17 protein-coding genes are annotated in these 22939 nt (G+C 55.0%); 3 read left to right on the top strand and 14 right to left on the bottom strand.

Translation table 11 applies throughout. The features are described from left to right. The first annotated feature begins 8 nt into the window (after nt 1-8). From AC1RSM_RS15525 to AC1RSM_RS15515, 3 genes are read left to right on the top strand one after another with little or no spacing between them, the layout of a single operon-like run. A complete protein-coding gene (locus AC1RSM_RS15525; protein ID WP_492933445.1) occupies nt 9-1487 on the top strand; it encodes a glycosyltransferase in 1479 nt (492 codons plus the stop codon). Then, complete coding sequence (locus tag AC1RSM_RS15520; protein WP_492933443.1) at nt 1474-2247, top strand: SDR family NAD(P)-dependent oxidoreductase; 774 nt, start codon at nt 1474-1476, stop codon at nt 2245-2247. The genes AC1RSM_RS15525 and AC1RSM_RS15520 overlap by 14 nt, the downstream gene beginning before the upstream one ends. Next, nucleotides 2237-3775, top strand: coding sequence for an LTA synthase family protein (locus tag AC1RSM_RS15515; protein WP_492933442.1), 1539 nt, complete (start codon nt 2237-2239; stop codon nt 3773-3775). Before AC1RSM_RS15520 ends, AC1RSM_RS15515 begins: the two co-directional genes overlap by 11 nt. A gap of 23 nt (nt 3776-3798) precedes the next feature. Here AC1RSM_RS15515 and pgi read toward each other — a convergent pair whose 3' ends face one another. The 14 genes from pgi to AC1RSM_RS15445 all read right to left on the bottom strand — a co-directional run bounded on the left by pgi (nt 3799) and on the right by AC1RSM_RS15445 (nt 22644). Beyond that, a complete protein-coding gene (gene pgi, locus AC1RSM_RS15510; RefSeq protein WP_492933441.1) occupies nt 3799-5364 on the bottom strand; it encodes a glucose-6-phosphate isomerase in 1566 nt (521 codons plus the stop codon). A gap of 96 nt (nt 5365-5460) precedes the next feature. Continuing rightward, entirely contained in the window at nt 5461-6468 is a 1008-nt protein-coding gene (locus AC1RSM_RS15505; protein WP_492933440.1) for an FAD:protein FMN transferase, read from the bottom strand. 32 nt (nt 6469-6500) lie between these two features. Next, the gene (locus tag AC1RSM_RS15500) at nt 6501-7016 is read right to left on the bottom strand and encodes a nitrous oxide reductase accessory protein NosL (protein ID WP_492933439.1); all 516 of its coding nucleotides are present in this window, start codon (nt 7014-7016) and stop codon (nt 6501-6503) included. After that, nucleotides 7013-7843 (bottom strand): ABC transporter permease, encoded by an 831-nt coding sequence (locus tag AC1RSM_RS15495; protein WP_492933438.1) that lies wholly within the window; start codon nt 7841-7843, stop codon nt 7013-7015. Before AC1RSM_RS15495 ends, AC1RSM_RS15500 begins: the two co-directional genes overlap by 4 nt. A gap of 2 nt (nt 7844-7845) precedes the next feature. Next, nucleotides 7846-8763, bottom strand: coding sequence for an ABC transporter ATP-binding protein (locus AC1RSM_RS15490; RefSeq protein ID WP_492933437.1), 918 nt, complete (start codon nt 8761-8763; stop codon nt 7846-7848). After that, nucleotides 8747-9988 carry a nitrous oxide reductase family maturation protein NosD gene (locus AC1RSM_RS15485; RefSeq protein ID WP_492933436.1) on the bottom strand — a complete coding sequence of 414 codons (1242 nt, stop codon included), beginning with the start codon at nt 9986-9988 and terminating at the stop codon, nt 8747-8749. The genes AC1RSM_RS15490 and AC1RSM_RS15485 overlap by 17 nt, the downstream gene beginning before the upstream one ends. Before the next feature lie 103 nt (nt 9989-10091). Continuing rightward, nucleotides 10092-11996 carry a TAT-dependent nitrous-oxide reductase gene (gene nosZ, locus AC1RSM_RS15480; RefSeq protein WP_492933435.1) on the bottom strand — a complete coding sequence of 635 codons (1905 nt, stop codon included), beginning with the start codon at nt 11994-11996 and terminating at the stop codon, nt 10092-10094. A gap of 62 nt (nt 11997-12058) precedes the next feature. Further along, complete coding sequence (locus AC1RSM_RS15475; protein ID WP_492933433.1) at nt 12059-14311, bottom strand: 4Fe-4S binding protein; 2253 nt, start codon at nt 14309-14311, stop codon at nt 12059-12061. A gap of 172 nt (nt 14312-14483) precedes the next feature. Continuing rightward, nucleotides 14484-15578 (bottom strand): tRNA 2-selenouridine(34) synthase MnmH, encoded by a 1095-nt coding sequence (mnmH, locus tag AC1RSM_RS15470; RefSeq protein ID WP_492933432.1) that lies wholly within the window; start codon nt 15576-15578, stop codon nt 14484-14486. Beyond that, nucleotides 15578-16612: a selenide, water dikinase SelD gene (gene selD, locus AC1RSM_RS15465; RefSeq protein ID WP_492933431.1), complete on the bottom strand. Its 1035-nt coding sequence runs from the start codon at nt 16610-16612 to the stop codon at nt 15578-15580. Before selD ends, mnmH begins: the two co-directional genes overlap by 1 nt. A 71-nt stretch (nt 16613-16683) precedes the next feature. Beyond that, on the bottom strand, nt 16684-17772 hold the full coding sequence (locus AC1RSM_RS15460; protein WP_492933430.1) for a hypothetical protein: 1089 nt from the start codon (nt 17770-17772) through the stop codon (nt 16684-16686). Nucleotides 17773-17928: 156 nt separating this feature from the next. Next, entirely contained in the window at nt 17929-18084 is a 156-nt protein-coding gene (locus AC1RSM_RS15455) for a hypothetical protein (protein ID WP_492933429.1), read from the bottom strand. A 92-nt stretch (nt 18085-18176) separates the two neighbouring features. Further along, nucleotides 18177-20150, bottom strand: coding sequence for a ligand-gated channel protein (locus AC1RSM_RS15450; protein ID WP_492933428.1), 1974 nt, complete (start codon nt 20148-20150; stop codon nt 18177-18179). A 235-nt stretch (nt 20151-20385) separates the two neighbouring features. Continuing rightward, nucleotides 20386-22644, bottom strand: a complete 2259-nt coding sequence (locus tag AC1RSM_RS15445) for a FepA family TonB-dependent siderophore receptor (RefSeq protein WP_492933427.1) — start codon at nt 22642-22644, stop codon at nt 20386-20388. Nucleotides 22645-22939 lie beyond the last annotated feature (295 nt).

Below are 22939 nucleotides of genomic sequence, written 5' to 3'. Positions count from 1 at the left end.
CTGTTTTCATGATCGTGAGCATTTTTGCGTACCTGATTCAGGCGCTGTTCTTGTTGGTGGTAGGGGCCTTCGCTTTGTACGTGGTCCTGGAGCTGCGGGTCATGCTGATCTCGCGCCGGGTGGAGCGTCGCAAGTTAAGTGAGCTCGTGCAGTCGCCTGCTGCCTTGCAGCTGGACGCCTACCCCAAGGTCAGTGTGCTGCTTCCTATTTATAACGAAGCATCGGTGGTTGAACGCTTGATTGAGGCGGCCAGTCGCCTGGACTACCCGGTGTCCGCATTAGAGATTCTGGTGCTGGATGACTCCACAGACCAGACGGCTGTATTGGCTCAACGCAAGGTCGAGCAGCTGGCCAGTCAAGGGATACCTATTCGGCGTATCCAGCGGCAGGATCGATCTGGCTACAAAGCTGGGAATCTGGTGCATGGCATTCAACATTCTCAGGGTGAGTTCTTCGCGATCTTTGATGCGGATTTCTTGCCACCCGCAGATTTTTTGCAGAAAACGATTCCTCCGTTCAAGGACGAGAAGCTGGGTTTTCTGCAGACGGGGATTGGTTATGAAAACCGTGATCACTCCTTCTTGACGCGTTTTCAGGCGATGGAGATGGGCCATCAGCAGTATGTGACGGTGGGCTTGAGTGAAGACGGAGATATGGCCTCGTTAAGTGGTAGCTCCTGTGTGTGGCGGCGTGCCTGTGTGGAAGCTTTGGGTGGCTGGAATGCATCCACCATTACTGAGGATGTGGATCTGGGCTACCGAGCGCAATTTGGCGATTGGAAGTACGCATATCTGCGCGATGTTGTGTCCATGTCTACCTTGCCCGAAAACATCAGTGCTTTCCGTGTACAGCGGGAGCGCTGGGGGCGGGGGCTGATTCATAGCGCCTTCAAGCATTTGGGGCAGATGTGGCGGCAGGACATGCCCTTGATGAAGCGCATGCATGCGTTTTCCATGATGTTTTCATCAGTCATGCTGGCCTCTATTTATGGGCTTGTTCTATTAAGCCTTCCGTTGAATTATTTGCTGGATTTTGACCATGTAGCTTTGCAGTGGGGCGCACCGCTGTTCTTTTTGCTGGTTGCTGTCTGGGCCTTGAATAATGCCTTTGGGGCTCGCAAAGGGGCTCGTTTCGATGACAGGCCTGGCGTGCTGGGGACTTTGTGGCATACCTATTTGTATGTCGCCATGTTCCCGCCAATGGCTTGGTATTATTTTGTCGGTGGAGTGCGGGCGGCATTCAAGGTGTATGGGGAATTTAATCGTACGCCCAAAGGTTCAGGCGAGACGGTGGCAAGACAGCCACGCATCAATTTGTATTTGTTGATCGGTGAAGTGTTTACCTTTCTGTACTCTGCCTTAGCGCTGTATGTGGCTGTGGACATGGGCAATTACTTGCTGATACCCCTGAATGCCACAGTGTGCATAGGCTTTGGCATGGTTTTGTACTGGTCCTTCCAAGAAAGGAGAGCGCGTGAGCGTAACTGAACCAGCAGAGCAGGAACGGATTCTGATTACCGGTGCCACCAGTGCCATTGGTGGCGAACTGGCGCTTTGCTATGCCAAAGCCGGCGTGGAGCTGACCTTGCATGGTCGCAATGCAGCCATTCTGGAGTCCTTGGCAGAGCGGTGCCGCCAAGCGGGGGCACGCGTGCAAACCCATCAACTGGATTTGCGAGATCTGGATGCTCTGCACAGTTGGTTATCGCAATGCGCTGCATTCGATCTGGTTATCGTCAATGCCGGTATGAACATTCATGTGGGTCCCAATGGCGAGCCTGAAGCCTGGGAAGATACTGAGCTGCTGTTGGATATCAATGTCAAAGCCAGCCTGCGTGTTGTCCAGTCTGTTTTGCCAGCCATGCGTCAGCGTGGTCGTGGTCAGATCGCCTTGATGAGCTCGCTAGCAGCTTACTTTGGTTTGCCAACAACACCGGCCTACAGTGCTAGCAAAGCTGCTGTTAAAGCCTACGGTGAAGGTTTGCGGGGATGGTTGGCTCCAGAAGGTATCAAGGTCAATGTGGTGATGCCAGGTTATGTCAGCTCGCCCATGTGTGATGACATGCCAGGTCCCAAACCCTTTTTATGGTCACCGCAACGGGCAGCCCGACGTATTGCGCGTGGCCTGAGAGCAAATAAAGCACGAATCACTTTTCCCTTCCCCCTTAATCTTGGCTGCTGGTTCCTGGCGGTGTTGCCTGCTCAAGTATCCGTCTTTATTTTGAGCAAAATCGGCTATGACGCTTGAGCCCGGTTTCTGGACGGTAATACTGGCGGCGCTTTTGGGGCTGGCTTTAACGCTAGGCTTGGAACGCTTCTTGCATCCATCAGTGAGTGCGCGTCGTCCAGTAGCCGCATGGGCTTTGCATGCCGGCTTGTATGGGCTGGGGTTTGTGGTTTTGGTCTTTGTTTTAGGACGGCCTCTTTTTGCGACGGCCTTACTCTGCGCTTTTTTCCTGCTTTTGGTGGTCGTTAGCAATGCCAAATTCAAAGCCTTGCGTGAGGCGTTTGTTTTTCAGGATTACGAATACTTCACCGACGCTATCCGCCATCCCCGCCTCTATATTCCCTTCTTGGGTTGGGGCAAGTTTTTCTTGGCCGCTACGGGTTTTATCGCAGCCCTAAGTATTGGCTTGTGGCTTGAAGTTGTCCCTGCTGTCCGTGCGTCCTGGGCAGGTCAATGGGGCGCTTTAGCCCTTCTGGCTGTGCTCAGTGTGGGGCTGCTGCTGTGGGGCAATAGTGCGCGCTTGACTGTGCAAATTGCGCCTGAAAAGGACCTTCAGTCCTTAGGGTTGTTAGCCAGTTTTTGGCGCTACTGGCAGCAAGGACGGCAGCGCCCGGCCTTGTCCTCTCCCTTTGCTGATATGGTCGTTCCGACTTTATCAACGGTTGACTCTTTGGCGGACCAACCACATCTGGTTTCGGTGCAGAGCGAGTCTTTTTTTGATGCCCGTAGACTTTTTGATGGGATTCGACCGGAGGTTCTGGCCGAGTTTGATCGCTTTAAAGCCGAGGCCGCCGTTAGTGGGTACTTGCGTGTTCCTGCCTGGGGGGCGAACACGGTACGCTCCGAGTTCTCTTTTCTAAGTGGCATTGAAAATGATGCTCTTGGCGTCCATCGCTTCAATCCTTATAGAGCAGTATGCGCAGGCTGGTCGGTTGCGACCTTGGCCTCTTGGCTGAAAAACCAAGGCTATCGCACGATTTGCATTCATCCTTACCCCGCTAGTTTCTATCAACGCAATCGCGTGTTTCCGCAATTCGGTTTTGATGAATTTATAGATATCAAAGCCTTTGGGGAGGTGGAACGCACAGGCCCCTATATCGGTGATCAGGCCGTGGCAGATAAAGTGGCCAGCGTGCTTGAACAGGCAAAAGGCCCTGTCTTTATCCATGTCATTACGATGGAAAATCACGGACCTTTGCATCTTGAAAAAGTGGCGGACGGAGATGTCGAGGAGCTGTATCGTCAGCCTCCGCCAGAGCGCTGCGAGGACCTGACGATTTACTTGCGTCACCTCCGTAACGCCGATGCCATGCTCAAGCGGTTGCGCAGCGTCTTGAACACGGCAGGGCGGCCAGCCAGCCTGTGCTGGTATGGCGACCATGTACCTATCATGCCCTCGGTATACGCCGCGCTAGGCACACCTTGTGGTGATGTGGATTACTTTGTTTGGAATTCCACAGGCCCGAAGATAGAGGCATCGCGCCAGGATGTTGCAATCCATGACTTGGCGCAGCAGTGGATGCAGCTAAGCGGCGTACAGCCCAAATAAGCCGCTTGTTTGTCCTTCAGCCATCAAGACTTGAAGGCGTCTATCCAATGCCGGGTAGATACATCATGCTCGGCAGCGGTTTCTTTTTCGCCGGACAGCTCCTGCAAAATTCCGTTCGCCAGCACTTTGCCATACTCCACTCCCCACTGATCGAATGGGTTGATACCCCAGATCAGGGCCTGCACAAATATCTTGTGCTCGTACAGGGCCAGCAGGGCACCTAGCGAGAATGGGTTCAGGCGGGGAAGCACGATCAGGGAGTTAGGGCGGCCGCCGGAATGCACACGATGGTGGGCCAGTTCCGCAGCGTGCTCGCTTGAGCCTTGTTGTTCACATTCGGCCAGCGCCTGTTCGTAGGTCTTGCCGCGCATCAAGGCTTCGCGTTGGGCCAGGCAATTGGCCAGCAGCAAATGATGGTGTTCAGGCTGGTGGTGGTCTGCCTGTTGGCAGACGATGAAATCGACCGGAGCGCCGTCACTTCCTTGGTGCAGCCACTGATAAAAAGTGTGCTGTGCATCAGTGCCAGCCAGCCCCCAGACTGCGGCACCTGTTGCAACACCGACCGGTTGGCCATTAGTGGTTACCGATTTGCCCAGGGATTCCATATCCAATTGCTGAATATAGGGCACCAGATTGCCTAAGCGGAAGTCGTAGGGCGAAATGTTCAGCGAACCATAGCCCAGCACACTGCGATTCACTACACCGGCCAGTGCCATTTGCACAGGGACGTTGGTGGCGATAGGGGCTTCCTGAAAGTGCTGATCCATAGCGGCGGCGCCCGACAGCATTCCAGCCACCACGTCACTGCTGACTGCCAGCGCCGTGGTCAGGCTTACGGCAGACCAAAGCGAGAAGCGTCCGCCTACCCAGTCCCAGAATTGGAAGATCTGTTTTTGTGGCACACCCCATTGTGAAGCTGTGTCGGGGCGGGCTGTCACGGAAACGATTTGTTCGTAAGGATTGGCGACCCCGGCCGCCTGCAGCCATTCCAATGCGCGTTGGCCGTTTTTCAGGGTTTCGGTGGTGGTGAAGGATTTGGATGCGATCACGATCAAGGTGTCGTGAGGGTCCATACCTGACAATGCATGCTCTAAAGCATGGCCGTCGATATTTGCCAGAAAACGTACATTGCGCCAGCTGTGTCGATACCCGAAAGCGGCCAAAGATAGGCGAACGCCCCAGTCACTACCGCCGATACCAATATGGATAATGTTGCGCCAGCGGCGTTCAGAATCGGCTACGCGCACAAACTCATTCATGCGTTCGCGCTCTTTGGCCACCTCTGCAGTGGGGGCAGGGGCACGCAAGGCGCTATGCCAGGCGGCTCGCTGCTCGGTGCTGTTGACGATGCCGCCGCTCAATAGCGCCTTACGGGCAGCCTCAAAATTGCGTGCAGCCAGAAGTTGCTCTCCCGCTTGTTGCAGCTCGGGGGAGTGGCGCTGTCCACTTAAATCTACTTGCAGCCCGGCAGCTTTCAGACAGTGCAGTTCCAGCGTATAGCGGTCCGCTTGTAGGGCTGCTTCACAGAACGCAGTCCATTCTGGCAGGCCGGGTAAGGGAGCAGCAGAGGGAAGGCTGTTGGTAGACATGGGCATGAGTGATCAGCGTACCGTGGACGAAAACGCCATTGTACGAGGCTTTAAGTGGCTTGAGCATTCCCCCTGCTAAGCCCCCTGTCTCAACACTTAAACGCGAATCTGTACCAGGTTTTCGCCACCGTATGGCAGCACCCATGCTTGCAGCCCAGGGTCGCTCCTTAGGACTTGTGCGATGTCTTGCGGTGACATCCAAGAAAAGGCGGTAGATAAGGCATCGGCAATAGTGGCATTGCCCGCCACAACTGACACGCTGCGGTACAGGGGGCGTGCCTGACCATTGGCGGGGTTGAATAAGTGGGTGATAGAGCCGTCGCGGCTCAGGACCGTTCCTGCACCGGATGAGGTGCTAACCGCCTGGTTGTGCACATCCAGACTCAGTAGGCTTGCAGCCCCTGTCTGGTCGCCTGCCAGGCCTACTTTCCAGGGACGATTGCCGGGGGCCTGTCCCAGACTGCGTATTTCTCCCATATCCACCAAGGCGTGCTCCAGTCCAGCCTGTTTCAGCTGCTCAGTGATGCGGTCGGTAATGTAGCCTTGGGCGATGCCGTTTAGAGTCAAGGCCATGCCCGGTCTGGCAAGACGGATGGCGTTGTCCTGCAGCAGGATGGCGCGGTGATTCACCTGTTGCAAGGTCTGCTCTAATTCGGTCGCAGTGGGTGGGTTCGAGGGAGCGCCGCTACGCTGGGCGGCCTCACTGTACAGATCCCACAAGACTTGTACCGTGGGGTCAAAAGCTCCGCGCGTTAGAACGCTAAGGCGCTCTGACTCTTGAAGCAGGCGCGTCAGGTCTCCGGGAGCGTGCTCCAGATAGCCATCTCGGTTTAAACGCCGCAGGGCGCTGTCTTCTTGGTAAAGGCTGAAGATACGTTCTAGTCGTCTTACTTCGGTCAGCGCCTGATCGATCAGCATCTGTGCAAAGACAGGGTCTGGGTGATGAATGTGTAGTTGGGCATCCGCCCCCAAGGCGACGCCTTGCCATTGAGTCAGGGAAGTGGGGGCAGTAGCCGCTTTTGCTGCCCAAGGCAGGCAGGACAAGGCGCTGGTTGCGGCCACGATGCCAATAAAGCGACGGCGGGAAACTGGAGTAGAGGTCATGGCAGATACCTGGATTCAGGAAAACAAGCTGCTTAAGGCAGCGCGACAGCACCAAAGATGTAGTTTTCGGGCATGTCCTTAAAGCGAACCAACTGGCCGCCATATTGTTCTTGGAATGCCTGTGCGGCCTGCTCCTGACTAAAGGGCAGGGCGTCGATAGTCCCCATGCCACCGATGTAGCGGCTGTGAATCAGATACCAAGCCTCATGCGCGGGTATCCATGCTTGCTCTGGAAACTGGCCTTGCTTGTCTCGCTGTGCCATGTCCTGAACATAGGTGGCAGCCACGGCCTTGGACTCTTCGGGAAGCAGGGTGTAGGCGAATACTTCACGAATGGTGGTGAACCAAAGCGGAGTGGCCCGCTCACGCAAAAGTATTTGGCCCTTGGGGCCTTGATGCTCGAACAGGTACATGCCGCAGTAATGGCCTACCGCAGTTTCGGGGATTTGTGTGACTGGGGGCGGAGGTGCCAGCACTTGCTCGGTTTGGCTGCAGGCGCTCAGCAGGGCGCTTATGCTGAGCAAGAGGATTGCGCGCAGTTTTTTCATAAGGCTTTCTTTTTGAATACCAGGCTTGCCAGGCAAAAAGGAACGGTGATCCACAGAGCTAAAGCGCCCGTGAGCACGCTGACAGGAAGGCGAGCTTGTTCACTCAAACCGGCCATGCCTGAGAACATGGCGACATTTTCATAGCCCGTCAGATTCAGCAGGCGGTATACGTCGGTGGGATTGAACAGCAAGATGAAGTTCAGCCAGGAGGCCGTAATGGTGGCCCCTTGGTCGGCCACCAAAATACCCAGCAGAGCCATGTCGTAAATCACAACGAAAAATAGCCAAATGCCGATCGCCAGGCCGGCCGCGGTGGCGCGTTCCCGGACCAGCGTGCTGATGAGATAGCCCATAGATAAGAAACTGGCTCCCAGCAAGATACTGGCCCCCATCATGGCTAGAAAGGGTGTCCAGACGCTGAAGTCCAAACCGCCGTGTGCCAGCTGCAAAGTGATGCCTGCCAAGCCATAGCCGATGACGGTAGACAGGCTCAGAATCAAGGCATGCCCCAGAAACTTGCCCACCAGTACCTGCCAGCGGTGGACGGGATAGCTGAGTAACAAGGACATGGTGCCGCGTTCAATCTCCCCCACAATGGCGTCGTAGGACAGCAGCATGGCAATCAGTGGGATCAGGAAAATAGAAAGGCTGGACAGGCTGACGACCGTCACGGTCAAAGGGTCTACTTTGACGCTGCCGGTGGGGGCGCTGCCTAAAAAACCCAGTGACAGGGCCAGTGCAGCCAGCAAGAGGGTTACTGCCAGCACCCAGCGGTTACGCAAACCATCGCGGACTTCTTTTTGGATGATGATAAGGACGGGGTTCATGATTAGTAGTCCTCGCGCTTTAAAAAGTGCGCATAAAGCTCGTCCAAGCCGGGAGACTCCAGTTCCAGGTCGAGTAGACCGGGCAGGGTGTGGGCATCACGCAGAATCTGGATTTTTTCTGCCTCCATGCAATGGCGTTCCAGGCGGTTTGTGCCGAGCACAGCCCAGTGCTGTGGTACAGGGTCGGGGATTTGTTCCACGGTTAAGCGGATACGTACCGGCAAGCCAGCATGTTGGCGCAATTCGGATAAGGTGCCGTCTGCAATCTTTTTTCCTTGCTGCATCACGATGACGCGGTCAGCTATCCGTTCCATTTCAGCCAGCGCATGAGTGCTGAGCAAAATGGTGGCACCCGCATCGCGCAGTTCCTGCACGATGTCGTAGAACAGAAGTCGGGAGGCGGGGTCCAGGCCGGTGGTGGGCTCATCCAGAAGCAGCACGCGGGGCTTGCCCAGCAAGGTTTGAGCAAGCGCCAGCCGTTGGCGCATCCCTTTGGAGTACGTGCCAACGCGCTTATGGGCAGCCTGAGCAATCCCGACACGGGCCAGCAGAGCCTGATTGTCTTGAACAGGCAATCCCTTCAAGCGGGCGTAAAAAGCCAGGGTTTCGGTCCCGGTCAGAGCCGGGTGCAGGGCTACGGTTTCGGGTAGATAAGCAATGTGGGCCCGTAGCCGTGTGGCCTGTGCTGAACTGGCGTCATGGTCCAGCAAAGTAACTTTGCCTTCGTCGGCGCGGATCAGGCCCAAAATAAGCTTGATAACGGTACTTTTGCCTGCGCCATTGTGGCCTGCCAGAACGGTGCATTGACCGGGATACAACTCAAAGTTGACGGCATTGGCGGCACGCTGCGAGCCATACAGTTTGCTGACATTGTCTAGCGCGACAGGGGCCGACGCGGTGGGTTTAGCGGATGGATTCATGGGTGGCCTTGTAGCGCTCCCAGGCAGGATTCACAGGGGCACGCATCAAGGGGGCGCTATCTATGATTCCACCGGGCAAAATGGCAGGAAATTGGGTTTGTGCCCAGCGCACGACGGACACGGCAGGGCTGTTCAAGAGCACGCGTGCAGACGGGGCACGCCAGACAAGTTGTTCAATCAAACCGTTGGGGCGATAAGCGGTGTCTCCAATGCCGTCTCCGTTCAGATCAAAGGCACTGTGATCGCTCCAATAATTGCCGCGTCCTTCACTGGACCATTCCAGAAAGCGCGTGCCAACATACTTCACTTGATTCTGGTTTTGAATAAAGGCGTTTTGCGTGATCTCGTTGCCTTCGGACCCAGCGGTGTAATGAACCCCGATCTCTGTGTTCTGAATCAGGTTGCCGCGGATCTTGTTGAAGTTGGCGTTGTAGAGAAAGATGCCTTTTTCAGCTCCGTCCACAATATTGTCGGTAATGGTCGATTGCTGGGCAGCATTGAGCATCAGCCCTTGATGGGTGCTGTTGATGCTGATGTTCTCGCGCACCGTCAGAAACTGCGAAAACATTAGGGCATAGGCAATGTCGTTACCGATGGACAGGTTGCTGCTGACTTCGCTGTTGTTGGTGTACATGTAGTGCACCGCATAGCGCAGCTGGGTAAACCGGTTGTGGCTGAAGACATTGTCACGACTGGTATTGGAAAAAATGCCGTCGCGTCCCCAGGAAATATCGTTGTGCAAGATTCGTGAGCCGGGGGAGTTCCACAGGGTGACGCCATTGCCGCGTTCGTTCAGACGCAGCTCTTTATTGCCCACGATGGTGTTGTTCTGCACCAGCGCATTGTGGGGGCCCCACACATATACGCCCACCAGATTGTCTAGGATGTCGTTCTGTTCAATCAGGGCGTTATGGGCGGGCTTGTCCAAGAAGATACCGGCATCCATGTCCGGCAGACTCAAGCCGGAATTGCGTACCGTGATCTGGCGTATCTGCACATCTTCCGCCTGCACCCAGACTGTGCGTCCCTGACGCTCGCCGATCAGTACCGCTTGCCGGTCGCTGGGTCCTTGTAGCGTTAAGGGCTTGTTCACGACGATGTTGCCCTGATAGTTGCCAGGAGCCAGCATCAAGGTGTCGCCGGGCTGCGCTGCTTCGATGACAGCTTGCAGTGCGCTATCGGCAGGCACCTGGATGATGGCAGCATGGGCAGGGTTAGCCGCCATGAAGGCCAGCGCCGTGAGCAGCCCAAGCGCCAGCCTTTGCCCAGGGGCTGGGCTGACGCTGCGAGCAAGAAAAGGGTGGAGGCGGAAAGGCTTCATGTCACCATCAGGCTTTGGGTTTCACGTTCATCTGACCGGACATTTCCATGTGCAGTGCGTGGCAGAACCACTGGCAGTAGTACCAATGCACGCCTGGACGGGAAGCGGTGAAGGTGACTGAGCTGGTCTGCTGCGGGCCGATTTCCATGGCTACGCCATAACCCGACAAGGTAAAGCCGTGGGTCAAATCCTCGATCATCTCCATATTGGTGACGACAACCGTGACCTCATCACCCTGATTGACCTCAAAGCTTGGGACGGAGAACACGGGCGCGACAGCTGTCATATAGACCCGCACCTTATTGCCTTCGCGTATGACCTTGGAGGCCCCTTCCAGCGTGACTCCATCTTTTTCAGCCATTTTCCGGGCCTGATCCCACCACGGATCATCACGCGTCCAGACGCGCTTGGGGCGCACTTTATCGGCCGCAACAAGAAGCATGTCATGGGGTTCGGCAAAGCTTGGACCGTCGTGGACCAGCTTCATGACGTCGCCGGAGATATCAATTAGCTGATCGTTCTCTGGCTTGAGCGGGCCTACATTCAAGAAGCGGTCTTTGGAGAACTTGTTCAGCGAGACCAGCCATTTGCCATCGGCCTCTTTGGTTTCTCCCATCGTGGTGTGGTTATGGCCAGGCTGGTAGTGCACATCCAATTTCTGGATGATGGGGTCTACGTCTTTCCCTTGGTAGGCCTCAATGGCTTTGGCCATATTCCACTTCACAATCTGGCTATCGATGAACAGGGTGGTGTAGGCATTACCGCGTCCGTCGTAGGCGGTGTGCAAGGGGCCCAGGCCCAATTGGGGTTCGGCTACTACGCAGTCGCGCGGCTTGATCTTGTCCGCGAACAAATCATCCAGGCGGCGCACGTCAATCATGGTGACGGTGGGCGACAGCTTGCCGTTGAACACAACGTGGATGCCATCGGGGCAGGCGTTGCAGCCGTGTGGGGAGTTGGGCACGGGAATGTAGCGGGTGTAGCGCGAGCCTTTGCGGCCATCCAGCACTTTGACGCCCTGCATTTCCTTGAAGTCGCCCTTCTTGACGCCGTCTTCAATGGCCTTGAGGTTGAACACGACGGCCCAATCCTGCTCGTTGGCGCTCATTTCGCCGACATCCAGGCCTTTTTCGGAGTTGTAGCAGGTGGAAAAAGCGTATTTTCCCTGGTAATCAGCGTCGCAGTTGTCCAGGTTGCCATCAACGATGACTTGCCAGGCAATTTCCATGGTGTCGCCGTCGATTGCAGTAAAGACGGAGAAGTAGTTTTCTTTGGGATTGCCAAAGATGGTGCCGTTATTGGGCAAGGGAACGATGTGTTCGCCATTGCAGAACACATAGCCGGTGCGTGGATAGCGTTGGGGACGCAGGCCGTGAATACCGTCGGCGTTAGGGATCTCGATGATCTTGTCGCACTTCATCACGTCACAACGTACGCGTGCTACCCGGTTGTTGGCTTTGTCATTGATGTAGATGAAGCGCCCGTCGTAGGTCCCGTCGGTAAAGGACATATGAGGGTGGTGGGCATCGCCGTTGGGCAAAATGCCGCCAAGGGTGTCGGCAAAGGCCAGTGTTTCCGGGGTTAGATTGGCCCGCATGATCTGGCGGCTTTCGTTGGTAATCCCCCAGCCGGTGGCGCTACAAATATTGAAGATAGGAATACGCATCAGCTCGCGCATGGAGGGCAGGCCCATGATGCGGATTTCGCCGGACTGACCACCCGAGTTAAAGGCGTAGTACTGATCCAGCTCTCCCGGTTCAATGTGGGCGTTCAAGCCAGTTGGGGATTTTTTGGTATCGGCCAAAGCACTGCCAATATGAGTGGCGCTTACCACAGCAGCACCCGATAAAGCGGCGGTGCCTAGAAAGGCGCGGCGGCTCAGGCCCTGTTTATCCTGCGTGTTCTCGGACATAGTGTGATCTTCCTTGTGTGTGATGACGTGGCCGACTGGCGCTGGGTGCGCGCCCAGCCGTCTCACGGCGTGGCTGGCGTGGAATCGGAGTTATCAAGCTTGCGGGGACGCACGGTAGGGCGAGTAGCAGAGTCGTCCTGCAGCGAGCTGGCGACCGCAACAGGTGCCGCCTTACCGCGTTTGCGCTTGGCGATTTTCTGAATCAGATGCGGACATTTTTTCTCGTGGTGATAGAGCATCTGGCAGTTCAGACACTGAATGCACTCGTTGGGATTGATTGGGCCTTCGGGCTCGATAGCCTGTACCGGGCAGTCGGTGGCGCAGCGCTGACAAGGGTTGCCACACATGGGGTAGCGACGCAGCCAGTCAAAGATGCGAAGACGGGCCGGGATAGCCAGGGCAGCACCCAGGGCACAGAGATAGCGGCAGTAAAAGCGTTCGATGAACAGGCTGGCGATCAAGAGCAACACGGCAAAGATCGTGAAGGGCCAGTCGCGGATGAACTTCAGGATGATGGCGGTTTTGAAGGGTTCAACTTCGGCCATTTTTTCGGCCAATGCCATGTCGTACAGGGCAAAGCCAAAGAGCAAAATGAAGAGCACGTATTTCAGCGCTACCAGTCGCTTATGGGCGCTGTAGGCTACCTTGATCTGGGGAATGCGAAGGAAGCGGGCCAGCTTGTTGGCCAACTCCTGCAAAGCGCCGAAGGGGCAGAGCCAGCCACAGAAGGCACCCCGGTTCCAGAACACCATGGAAATCGCTGTGGCCACCCACAGGATGAAGACCAGCGGGTCCATCAGGAAGTATTCCCAGCGAAAATCCGTGCGCAAGGCGTGCGAGAAGGTCAGCACGTTGACAACAGACAACTGCGCGGAGGCATACCAGCCAATCCAGAATAGCGAGAACAGCAGAAAACCGATGCGAAAGCGCTGGTAGAAAACCTCGTGCTTGGTCAGCGTGTCCTGAAAGAAGAACACGCCGCCCAAGACCAGTAGCGACAGCACCAGCACGGCAATCTGTATTTTTTTACCGGCCCAGATTTGTTTGTAGAGCGCGTTGGCAGGCTCTATATCGTCGAGCTCAGCGACGGCAGGGGGCGGCGCAGCAGCAGGGGGCGCAGTCAAATAGGCGTCGGGCAGCTGGTAATTCAGATTGAGCGTGACAAAGGCTTTGTCCTTGACGCTAAGGACGCGCTGCACCAGCAATTGAAGTCGCCAGGGCTGCACTGGATCAAAGGTGGCGCTTGCGGGAACCTTGAACAGGGCCGCTTCTTTGAAGTCCGGTGCATTTGCTGCTTTGACGCCGGGCAGACGCTGGTGATCCAGGTCGGTGAAGTGAAAACTGTCCAGATCTTGGACGACTTCGATGCGGTCAAAAATACCGCCGCGTACATAGCCAGAACCTTTAAAGGAGTACAGCCCATTCCCCAGGACCAGCATAGCTTGCTGGCCGGGTTTGAGCTCTTGCTGCAAGTAGTTGTAATCCGCCTCGCCAAGCAGGCTTTGACCGATGCTGGGGACACTGACCAAGGCGGCGTACAAGTCGATAAAGGTATCTTGTGGATCGCCTTCCTGGGGGTGGTCAGCGGCTTCTGTGCGGCCGCTATCAATGAAGGCTTGATTGATGTCAGCCACGCTGACGTGCAAACGCTGAATGGCACCGCTTTGGATAAGCTCGTCCCAACTGGCAATAGTCTGATTGCTGGTATCGATGCTGCGTTGTACAGGGGCCTGGGTGATTGCTGGCGTGGCACTTTGACCTATTCCTTCTTGCCGAGCCACCAGTTGGGAGGAGCGCATAATGCTGTCCCCCACCACCATCAAGGTCACCGTGGCACCACTGATGATGTCTACGGGTGGAGGCGCGCCGGGTTTGGGGCGATTCTTGATGTAGTTCTGTCCGATATAGCCTTGAATAAAGGCTTCGACCCGGGCCTCCGGGATACCGATGAGCACAATAGGCTCATGGTGTTCAAGCAGTTTGGCAGCCATGATGCTGCCGTCCATACTTAAGGCGACCAGGGTGTCGATAGGGAAGCTGGAGTAGCCGCGTGTATTGACGATGTCACTGGTGACATACACCCACCCCAGTTGCTCTTGATCTTTGAAAACTTTGACGACAGGCAAGGTGCCTTGGGGATCGCCGGCATGGGTTGCGCCGGGATAGATTTCGCTAAGCGCAATGTTCGGCAGAAAGTGAGCAATGCGTGAACTTGAGTGTGCAGGGGCGCTGCTGAAACAGGCTGCCAGAAAGACCAACAGAAGCCAGAAGGTGTGCCACTGAAGGTGTCGGGCCAAGCGTACTAGGGACGTCATTTCTTACCACCTGCAACAAGATTCTTGCAAGATGGTAGGGCTTACCCTTTGTTTGCTCGTTGTGTCAGCGCAAGGACAGATTCTGACGCCCGTGCGCGCGGGTTCTGTCAGAGTCTGTCAATTTGTACTGTGTGTAATGCGGGGATGGGTGGTTTGCGTCTGAGGTAAGTCCTCAGTTCTGGCAGCGCAAATAATCCAGTACCGCGGCCGCATCGCCCTGGAAAATTACTCGCCCGGCTTTTTGTTCTCGCTGATAGGCGTACATGGGATCGTAGTATTGCGTCAGCAGGCCCCCAATCCATTCACGATGACCGTCCAGCACTCCGCTGCGTTCTTGCTCCAGCAAGGCGGCATCCATGATGGCGGCTAGCTGCTGATAGCGTTGGTGCCCTAAACGCTTGGTGATACGGGACAGGCTAAGGCGAAGTTGTTCGGCAAAGAGAGCAAAGCCGGTGTGCGGATCGTGTTGTTCAGTGAACTCGGCATGCAGGTTTTCTACATAGTCGCGAACGATGCGTGTAATACGGTTTTCCAGACTGTCTTCCAGCCAGATGATGGGCCACTGCTGCATGCCTCGGTACAAGCTAAGTGGCAGGCTGCAGCGTCCTATGGTCTGGCTTTCATCTTCTAGAATAAAGTCCTGGTGGCCTTGCGCGGCTTTCCTGAGCATGGCGATGGACAGGCGATGCTCAAAGTCGATTTGGGTGGGTTGGCCAATGGCATGTTTACCGAAGCTGGAGCCCCGGTGATGAGCGTAGCCTTCCAGGTCCAGGCTGTGACTCAATTGGTGCAGCACATCTGTTTTCCCGGTGCCTGTCATGCCACCCAGTACTTGAAATCGGGCACGGCTGACGGTGTGCTCCAGCTTGTCCATCAAGTAGGTGCGCATCGCCTTATAACCACCCACCACACGCGGATAGTTGATGCCCAGTTCTTCGCGCAACCAAGTTTGTGTGATCAGAGAGCGCAGGCCACCGCGAAAGCAATACAGGTAGCCGTTGGGGTGATCTTGTGTGAACTGGGCCCAGGCTTGCAGGCGCTCTGCTTTGAGCGAGTCACTGACCAGCCTGTTGCCCAGCTCAATTGCGGCGTCTTGGCCTCGCTGCTTATAGCAAATACCCACTTGATGACGTTCTTCATCGTTCATCAGCGGCAGGTTAAGGGCTCCGGGGAAAGCGCCTTTGTTGAACTCGATGGGGGCGCGAGCGTCCATTAAAGGTACATCGTTCAGGAACAACTCGCGGTACTGGTCAGTGTCAGAGCGCATCAAGCAATTTCGACAGCGTGGGTTTTAGCGGGGATGAATTCCCCAATGGCTTCAAGTGTCAGGCCCAACTGTGCGGCGGCAGCCAAAAACTCCGCAGTGGCGGAAGGCTCCACGGCAACCAGCAGGCCACCACTAGTTTGCGGGTCGCACAAGATATTGATTTGATCTTGGCTGATCGGGGCGATGCGGTGGCCGTAGCTGTCAAAGTTACGTTGTGTGCCGCCGGGAACACAGCCTTCTTGCAAATAGTGTTCAATGCCCGGCAACAAGGGCACGCGATCCAAATTCAGGCGGGCCGTCAGGCCACTGCCATCGGCCATCTCGATCAGGTGTCCCAGCAGGCCAAAACCAGTGACATCGGTCATGGCTTTGACGCCTGCCAGCTGCGCAAAGCGGCTGCCGGGGGTGTTCAGGGTACACATCCAGTCGCGAGCCAGGTTTTGGTCTTCGGGACGCAACTTGGCCTTTTTCTCGGCGGTGGTCAGCACGCCGATACCCAAGGGTTTGGTCAGGTAAAGCTGGCAGCCCTCAGTGGCGGTATCGTTGCGCTTTAGCTGAGCTTTATCGACGACGCCTGTCACGGCCAGGCCAAAAATAGGTTCGGGGGCGTCAATAGAGTGGCCGCCTGCCAATGTGATTCCTGCTGCATCGCAAGCAGCACGGCCCCCGCGTACAACTTCGCGGGCAACTTCGGGGGGCAGCACATTGATGGGCCAGCCCAAGATGGCAATCGCCATAATCGGTTTGCCGCCCATGGCGTAGATGTCACTGATGGCATTAGTCGCAGCAATGCGGCCAAAGTCATAGGGGTCATCCACGATGGGCATAAAAAAGTCTGTGGTGGAGACGACGCCGCGTTCTTCATCCAGGCCATAGACGGCCGCATCGTCACGCGAGGTATTGCCTACCCACAGGTTTGGGTCCACGTTCTGGGCGCCGCTGCCGGCCAGGATAATGTCCAGCACTTTGGGGGAAATCTTGCAGCCGCAACCGGCTCCATGACTGTACTGGGTCAGACGAATCGGTGTATCCATGAGCGCGTCCCGTAAAGTAAGTTGAAGATCAAATAATACTAAACCGCTTGCGCCCTAACTCTGCTTTTATCTTAGGGAAAAGGCAAGGGCCGGACGACTTTAGCGAACTGATCGGATGTGGCCCAGTGGGCGAATTGCTCACCCAAACGCTGACTTTGCTCGACGGAGTTCTGCCAGGCCAGACGGCGTTCTCTATCTGAATAGCGCTTATAGTCCGACCGATCAGGGATTTTGCGGCCTTTTAAGCGTTCATAGAAGCGCGTGGTGGGGCAAAGCAAAATCAGATTGTCCAGATGATGGGGGCGGCGAGCCTTCTGCCAGCGTGGCAGATATTTGTCGAACCAGCTGGCACTAATTTTCTGGGTGAAGTGGGGAAACAGGGTCAAGCCGGGTCCGTCTAAATCCAGCGCGCAGAAATTGTAGTCAAGCAGGCCCCCGTCACGATACAAGCCAGCAGGCCAATTGTGGGCGGCACTGATGCCATCAATCACCAGAGGAATCGCAGTACTGGCAGCCAGCGTTTCAAATAAATTGTTTTGATCCAGTAGTGCGTAGCGGGCCTGCGTTTGATGTTTCTTGTGAATAGGCAGGGGGCTGCGGCTATCGTGCACAATCACCCGCTCGAAAAACCAGTGCGGAATAGCCGGATGCAGATAGTTGCCGACCATACAGCTCAGTAACGCCGCGCTGAGCTGCTTTTGATTACTAGAGCCTGCCCAGCCTTTGCTGCGTGCCACCGTGATGGCGAAGCGATAGCGCGGGTGATTCAGAATGGCCGCTTGTGTGTTTGAATCGCCCAGCAGCGTTCGGAGCATGCCTTGCATGGAGTGGGTGATGTCAGCCACGGTGGATTTCGGCAGAAACGGGGTGTGGATGTATAGCTGCGCAAAGTCTGCAAAGGCCTGATGGGGATTTGCTTGTGCCGCACACGCAAAGCGCCAGGAGGCAATGGAGCTGCCAAACAGCCAAAGCGGCTCATCGTGGGTGTTGAGCCATTCCCCAAACAGATATTGATCCAGTCCGGTCAAAGTCAAGGCTTTGGGCCCTCCTGCGCTGCCAATCAGCGTGTCTATGTCTTTGGCGTGCAGGCCGTTGCGTTGAATATGACGATAGGCGCGTGGGCCTGCGTAGATCGCGAGGTCAGGCTCAGTGGACGACAAAATCAGCTCCCGAAGTAGTGAGGCTATAGCCAGCTAGATGGATAGCAACAGGCTTTAGTCTAGCGCTCTTGGGAGGGGGCTGTGGAGCGCAATCGCGAGCGTTCAAGCGGTGGCTAGCGCGGTAGAGCACTAGCCAAAATCAAACACGCACGCTGTTTAGAACGAGTATCTCAAGTTCAGTCGCACGTTGCGCGGCTCACCGTAATAACCGGTATTAAACACGGTGCCGATGGAGCTCAGATATTTACGGTCAAAGACGTTGTTTACATTCAGCGTCAGACCCATCTGCCGATCGAACTGATTGTGAGCCATGGCATTGGCCACCACGTACCCCTTCAGGCAGGCTCATGACGTTAAAAAGCATGCAGACCAGCTGCATGCTTTTTTCCCTTAGGGATTAAGGCTTAGAAACGCAAGCCTACGCCCAACCAGTAGCGACGGCCATCTTCGACGTAGCTGTAGTCTTCGTAGCGGATTTGTTTATCCATAATGTTGTAGATACCAGCGTACAGGTCTACGTTCTTGTTCAGCTTGTAGGTGCCGCCCAAGTCCACGAAGGTGTAGGAGGGGGCTTTTGTATTCGAAGAAGAGGCAGTGGCTACGGGTTCACTTTCTTTACCGCGGAAATTCACCCGTGCCCATGTGCTGATTTGCTCAGTTGCACGCCAATCCAGGCTGACATTGGCCATATGCTTGGGCATCTGGTTCAGAGGCTGACCTTCGTTGGGGCCGCTCTTTTGCTTGGAGTGCGTGTAGGTATAGTTTGCTTTTAATGTCCAATCTTGAGCTAAATCCCAGCTGAAGTTCGTCTCAATACCACGAGTAATCGCTTTATCTACGTTTTCGTAGGTGGTCGGGGGGGCGCCAAACTGGTTGAGACCATCAGTACACTTGCTGAGTGGGCACGCAATACGAGTGATTTTGTCTTTAAAGTCGTTGTTGAACAGGGTGACTCCAGCCGAGAAACCATCCAGCGTGTCATACATCACTCCAAACTCTTGGGAGAGTGATTTTTCTGGCTTCAGATCGGGGTTTCCGTACATATTGCCACCCCGGCTGACTTGACCCCAGCCTGCGACGGTTTGACGTAAATCGGGTGCGCGGAAACCGGTAGAAACACCACCTTTGATGGTCCAGTTATCGTTGGCAGTCCACACGCCATAAACACGAGGACTGAAGTGTTCGCCATAGTTCTCGTCATCGTCGTAACGCAGACCGCCCGTCAAGGCAAAGCTGTTAGTCAGGCTCCACTCATCTTCCACAAATAGGGCCCACTGCGTACGTTTGATGCGTTGTATGCCTGTTTTTAGCTTATTGCCTGTTTCATCATTAAGCTTTTGGTGTTGATACGTACCTCCCACCGTCAGCAGGTGATCTCCAAGAGGCATTACCAAAGAAGTACGTGCATCAGTGTTTTTGATACGCATAGCGCGAGACTTGTTGTTGAAGTCTTCCTGTTGGACATACGTATCAGAGGTACCAAAGCCCCATTTGCCGTTGTGTGTCAAAGAGACTTTTTCACCTCGATAGTCAGTCTCTGAGCTTTCGCACCCCGCACTTCCACAGCTTGGTGCATAAGGATCCACGGATTTATTCAATGTGGAGTTGTACTTTTGACGTTTGGAGCTTCCTTCCAGAATAAATGTATGGTCAGGTGTAGCGTTCAAGCTCAATTTCGCGCCGACTTCAAAGGCATTGCGTTTGCGATATCCATTGTAAATATCGTCTTCGCTACGGTTGGTTTGCTGGCCATAGACCTGTAAACCCAGCACTCCTTCTTTGATTGGGCCACCTAACGAGAAGTTACCCTGGAAAATATCGCCCGAGCGACTGTGCGATTGCAAGGTGCTATCCAGACGAATGGAACCGCCCCATTCCTTGGGGACTTTACGGGTAATGATGTTGATCACACCACCCATGGCATCCGAGCCATACAGGGATGACATAGGACCACGAACGACTTCAATTCGCTCAATTTCGGAGAGGGGAGGAGTCCAGCCGCCTTCTACACCCGAAGAGTCCGAGTTGGTACGCGTTTCGGCGGAGCTTTGTCGTTTGCCGTCGATCAGAATCAGGGTGTATTTGGAGCTCATGCCGCGAATGGTGATGTCGCGGCGGTCACCACCACCGGTCACGATTACGCCAGGTACATCTTGCAGAGCATCGTAGGCATCGCGATAAAACTTGTTTTCCAGCTCTTCGCGAGTAATGACGGTAATTGAGGCAGGAGCCTCTTTAATGTCTTGTTCAAAGCCAGAAGCGGTAACAACAACAGGGCTCAGTTGAACGGGCGTGCTTTCTTGAGCAACGGCACCACTAGCAACAAAAACGCCTGCCAAAATGAGCGGCAAGCGCTTTACGGTAAATAGAGATTTCATTGATGACTTCCAATTTGTGTCTGTTTTTAGCCTGTGCTGTGGTTGCTTTGCTCTTGATGGCAGTATTCTCCTTACAGCGAAGATAATGATACCGATTCTCATTATCTGTTCAATGCTGATCTCCCATATCTTGAATAACAATGAGACGAATTCTCATATTGGTTGCAAAAAAGAGACGTTAAGTCCTACACCAACTCCAGACTTCCGTTAGAAGTCTGGAGTTGTGGGGGGCGGTTTAGAAGCTGGCAGTTAAGGTCGCGTAGTACTGACGGCCGGGTTCGTTATAGGTGTTGGCACCTTGTCCGCTACCCGAGTCTTCCCGGTACAGACGCTTGTCGAACAGGTTGTTCACGCCCAGACGTACGTTGGTGGACTTGGTGACCTGGTAGGCACCGCTCAGACCGAAGATCGCGTAGGAGCCGCGCTCACGTAGCCCCTCGCCTTGCACTTCCGAGTTGTTGGACAGGTTGTGCGAGCGTGGTTTCTGTTTGCCGTAGAGGGTGGCGGTTGCCAGCATCGACAGCTTGTCGTTGATGCGCCAGTCCAGCGTGCTGTTCAGGGTGTAGCGAGGGATGACCGTCAAAGGCTGATTGGTTTCCTTGGACTTGTTGGTGATCATATAAGTCAGGTTATTGCTCAGACTTAAGGTTTCACCGTTCTCGCCCAGAATTGGGATAGTCAGGTTTCCTTCCAGGCCACGAATCACAGCCTTGCCAGAGTTGACCCACTGGAATGGACGCACCAGCGAACCACCAATATAGATAGCGTCAGGAATCGTCTGGTCCCCCATGTCGGCCACAATCTTGTTGCTGTAGTCGTTTTGGAAGTAAGTCATGCCGGCCGCCCAACCTGCATTGTCGTAGGCCAGTCCAATTTCTTTGTTGATGCTGCGCTCCGGCGACAGATCATCATTACCAAAGATGTAGCAAGGACCGCTGACGCGTTGGCCTGTGACGGGGTCGTACGGGCAACCATTACCGCGAGTTTGATACAGGTAGTTGGGGTTGGACTGATACAGGTTTGGGGCCTTAAAGGCGCGTGCAATACCGCCCTTCAAGGTAATGGTGTCGGTAATGAAGTAGGAGGCGTTCAGGCTGGGGCTCCAGTTATCCCCAAATTTGCTGTGATGATCAAAACGAACGCCGGGGGTGACGGTCAGGGCATCCGTCAGCTCGATATTGCCTTCCAGATAGGCGGCGGTGGTTTTGGCTTTGCTCTTGGAATCCGTATTCTTGTTGATGGTTTGGCCAGAGCGAGTGGCGTAATCATCATCCAGGCTTTGATCGCGATGCTCGAAGCCCACAGTCATCAGAACGTGTTTGTTGGCAATCTGGACGGGCGTGTTGTATTCGCCCGAGAGGTTTAGCGAGCGCAGTTCCGAAACAGAGCCTGCACCTGGGTTGGAAATGCTGCCTTCACCAGCGCCTGCCATGCCTTCATTCAGGCGGGAGTTGGTGGTGCCTTCGTAAGCGACAGTCAAGCGCGAGCGACGACCCTGACCATAGTCCCCATAATGGCTAAGCGAGCCGGCACGGCGGTACATGATATTGGTTTCAGCGCCTTCATCGGCCAGCGAGGCAATGGTGGCATTGGCGTTGGAAAACAGGCGTTCACCCGCAAAAATATTGCCCTGGCGGCTGAACGAACCTTCCAGTTCCAGGCGGTGGTCGCGGTTGATGTCCAAGCGCACCAGGCCGTTGATGTCTTTGTTGCGTACACCTTCGCGGCCTGCTGGAGGGACGTTTTTCTCGCTGACTTCAATCCCGGAAGATTTTGCGTTCAAGGCTGGCTTGTCGGCATCGGTCTTGGCGATATTGCCGTACACGCGGAAGGACAGCTTGTCGGCAATCGGGCCGGACAGGTTAAAGCCGGTACGGCGAGTCGAGCCGTAATTACTATCTTCGGGGATCAGGCCGTAGGCCGTGACCGAACCGGAGAAGGTGTCAGTGGGTGCTTTGGTGATGATGTTGACGACACCACCAGCGGCGCCGGAACCGTAACGAGCGGCGGCCGGGCCACGCAGAACCTCAATACGTTCGATAGCGTTCACGGGTACCCAGTTACTGTCACCACGTGTGTTTCGCTCACCATCACGGCCCATGCGAATCGAATCGCGGGAGCTGACGGGTTTACCGTCAATCAGGATCAGAGTGTTTTCCGGTCCCATACCCCGCAAGTCAATCTGACGACTATTACCGTAAGAGCCCGAGGGGCTGTTACCGGTCAGATTTACACCGGGCATGGTGCGGATCAGTTCAGACAGGTCATTCGCCGGGGGGCGCTTTTCGATATCTTTGGCGGTGATGGTCGATACGCCGGGAGCTTGCTTGACGGCTTCTTCTGCAGAAGGCAGCACGCGAATTTCTTCCAGTGAGGTCACGCCGCCGCGCACGTTGGAGGTTTGTGCGTGAGCACTGAAGCTGGCTGCCAAAGCCGTGGCGAGCAGGCCCAATGTAAATACCGGGCGGCGAGCCGAAGGCGCCAATAAAGTCATAATCACTTTCCTGTAAACGATAAACAAAATGAGAATTGTTCGCGATACGGATTGTGTTTAAAAATGTGACGCGTGTCGAGAAGCCTGACGGAAGTGTTGTGTCACAAACACATTGCAAAAAAAGGCGATTGTTGATTGCTGGGGACAATTAGTGTCCTTTGGTTTTTTTTAGTGTCTTATTTATTTTTTCGTGATGTGCGGGCCTGCATAGAAATCCATCTGCATAAGCTTTTTGTGGGATTTATTTGGCGATTTACTCACTAGGCGATAATTGTTTCGTGTCCTAAATTATCCT

The organism is Alcaligenes sp. GW821-FHT11D07, from assembly GCF_058808495.1.
Note: the sequence above shows the minus strand (reverse complement) of the source record. Positions and strands in the feature narration are given on the sequence as shown.

What these genes read in the sequence shown, in the direction of transcription:
- AC1RSM_RS15525 (WP_492933445.1), top strand. Translation starts at nt 9, where the DNA reads ATGATCGTGAGCATTTTTGCGTACCTGATTCAGGCGCTGTTCTTGTTG.
- AC1RSM_RS15475 (WP_492933433.1), bottom strand. Translation starts at nt 14,311, where the DNA reads ATGACGTCCCTAGTACGCTTGGCCCGACACCTTCAGTGGCACACCTTC.
- pgi (WP_492933441.1), bottom strand. Translation starts at nt 5,364, where the DNA reads ATGTCTACCAACAGCCTTCCCTCTGCTGCTCCCTTACCCGGCCTGCCA.
- AC1RSM_RS15455 (WP_492933429.1), bottom strand. Translation starts at nt 18,084, where the DNA reads ATGGCTCACAATCAGTTCGATCGGCAGATGGGTCTGACGCTGAATGTA.
- AC1RSM_RS15515 (WP_492933442.1), top strand. Translation starts at nt 2,237, where the DNA reads ATGACGCTTGAGCCCGGTTTCTGGACGGTAATACTGGCGGCGCTTTTG.
- AC1RSM_RS15485 (WP_492933436.1), bottom strand. Translation starts at nt 9,988, where the DNA reads ATGGCGGCTAACCCTGCCCATGCTGCCATCATCCAGGTGCCTGCCGAT.
- AC1RSM_RS15490 (WP_492933437.1), bottom strand. Translation starts at nt 8,763, where the DNA reads ATGAATCCATCCGCTAAACCCACCGCGTCGGCCCCTGTCGCGCTAGAC.
- nosZ (WP_492933435.1), bottom strand. Translation starts at nt 11,996, where the DNA reads ATGTCCGAGAACACGCAGGATAAACAGGGCCTGAGCCGCCGCGCCTTT.
- AC1RSM_RS15495 (WP_492933438.1), bottom strand. Translation starts at nt 7,843, where the DNA reads ATGAACCCCGTCCTTATCATCATCCAAAAAGAAGTCCGCGATGGTTTG.
- selD (WP_492933431.1), bottom strand. Translation starts at nt 16,612, where the DNA reads ATGGATACACCGATTCGTCTGACCCAGTACAGTCATGGAGCCGGTTGC.
- AC1RSM_RS15505 (WP_492933440.1), bottom strand. Translation starts at nt 6,468, where the DNA reads ATGACCTCTACTCCAGTTTCCCGCCGTCGCTTTATTGGCATCGTGGCC.
- AC1RSM_RS15445 (WP_492933427.1), bottom strand. Translation starts at nt 22,644, where the DNA reads ATGACTTTATTGGCGCCTTCGGCTCGCCGCCCGGTATTTACATTGGGC.
- AC1RSM_RS15450 (WP_492933428.1), bottom strand. Translation starts at nt 20,150, where the DNA reads ATGAAATCTCTATTTACCGTAAAGCGCTTGCCGCTCATTTTGGCAGGC.
- mnmH (WP_492933432.1), bottom strand. Translation starts at nt 15,578, where the DNA reads ATGCGCTCTGACACTGACCAGTACCGCGAGTTGTTCCTGAACGATGTA.
- AC1RSM_RS15500 (WP_492933439.1), bottom strand. Translation starts at nt 7,016, where the DNA reads ATGAAAAAACTGCGCGCAATCCTCTTGCTCAGCATAAGCGCCCTGCTG.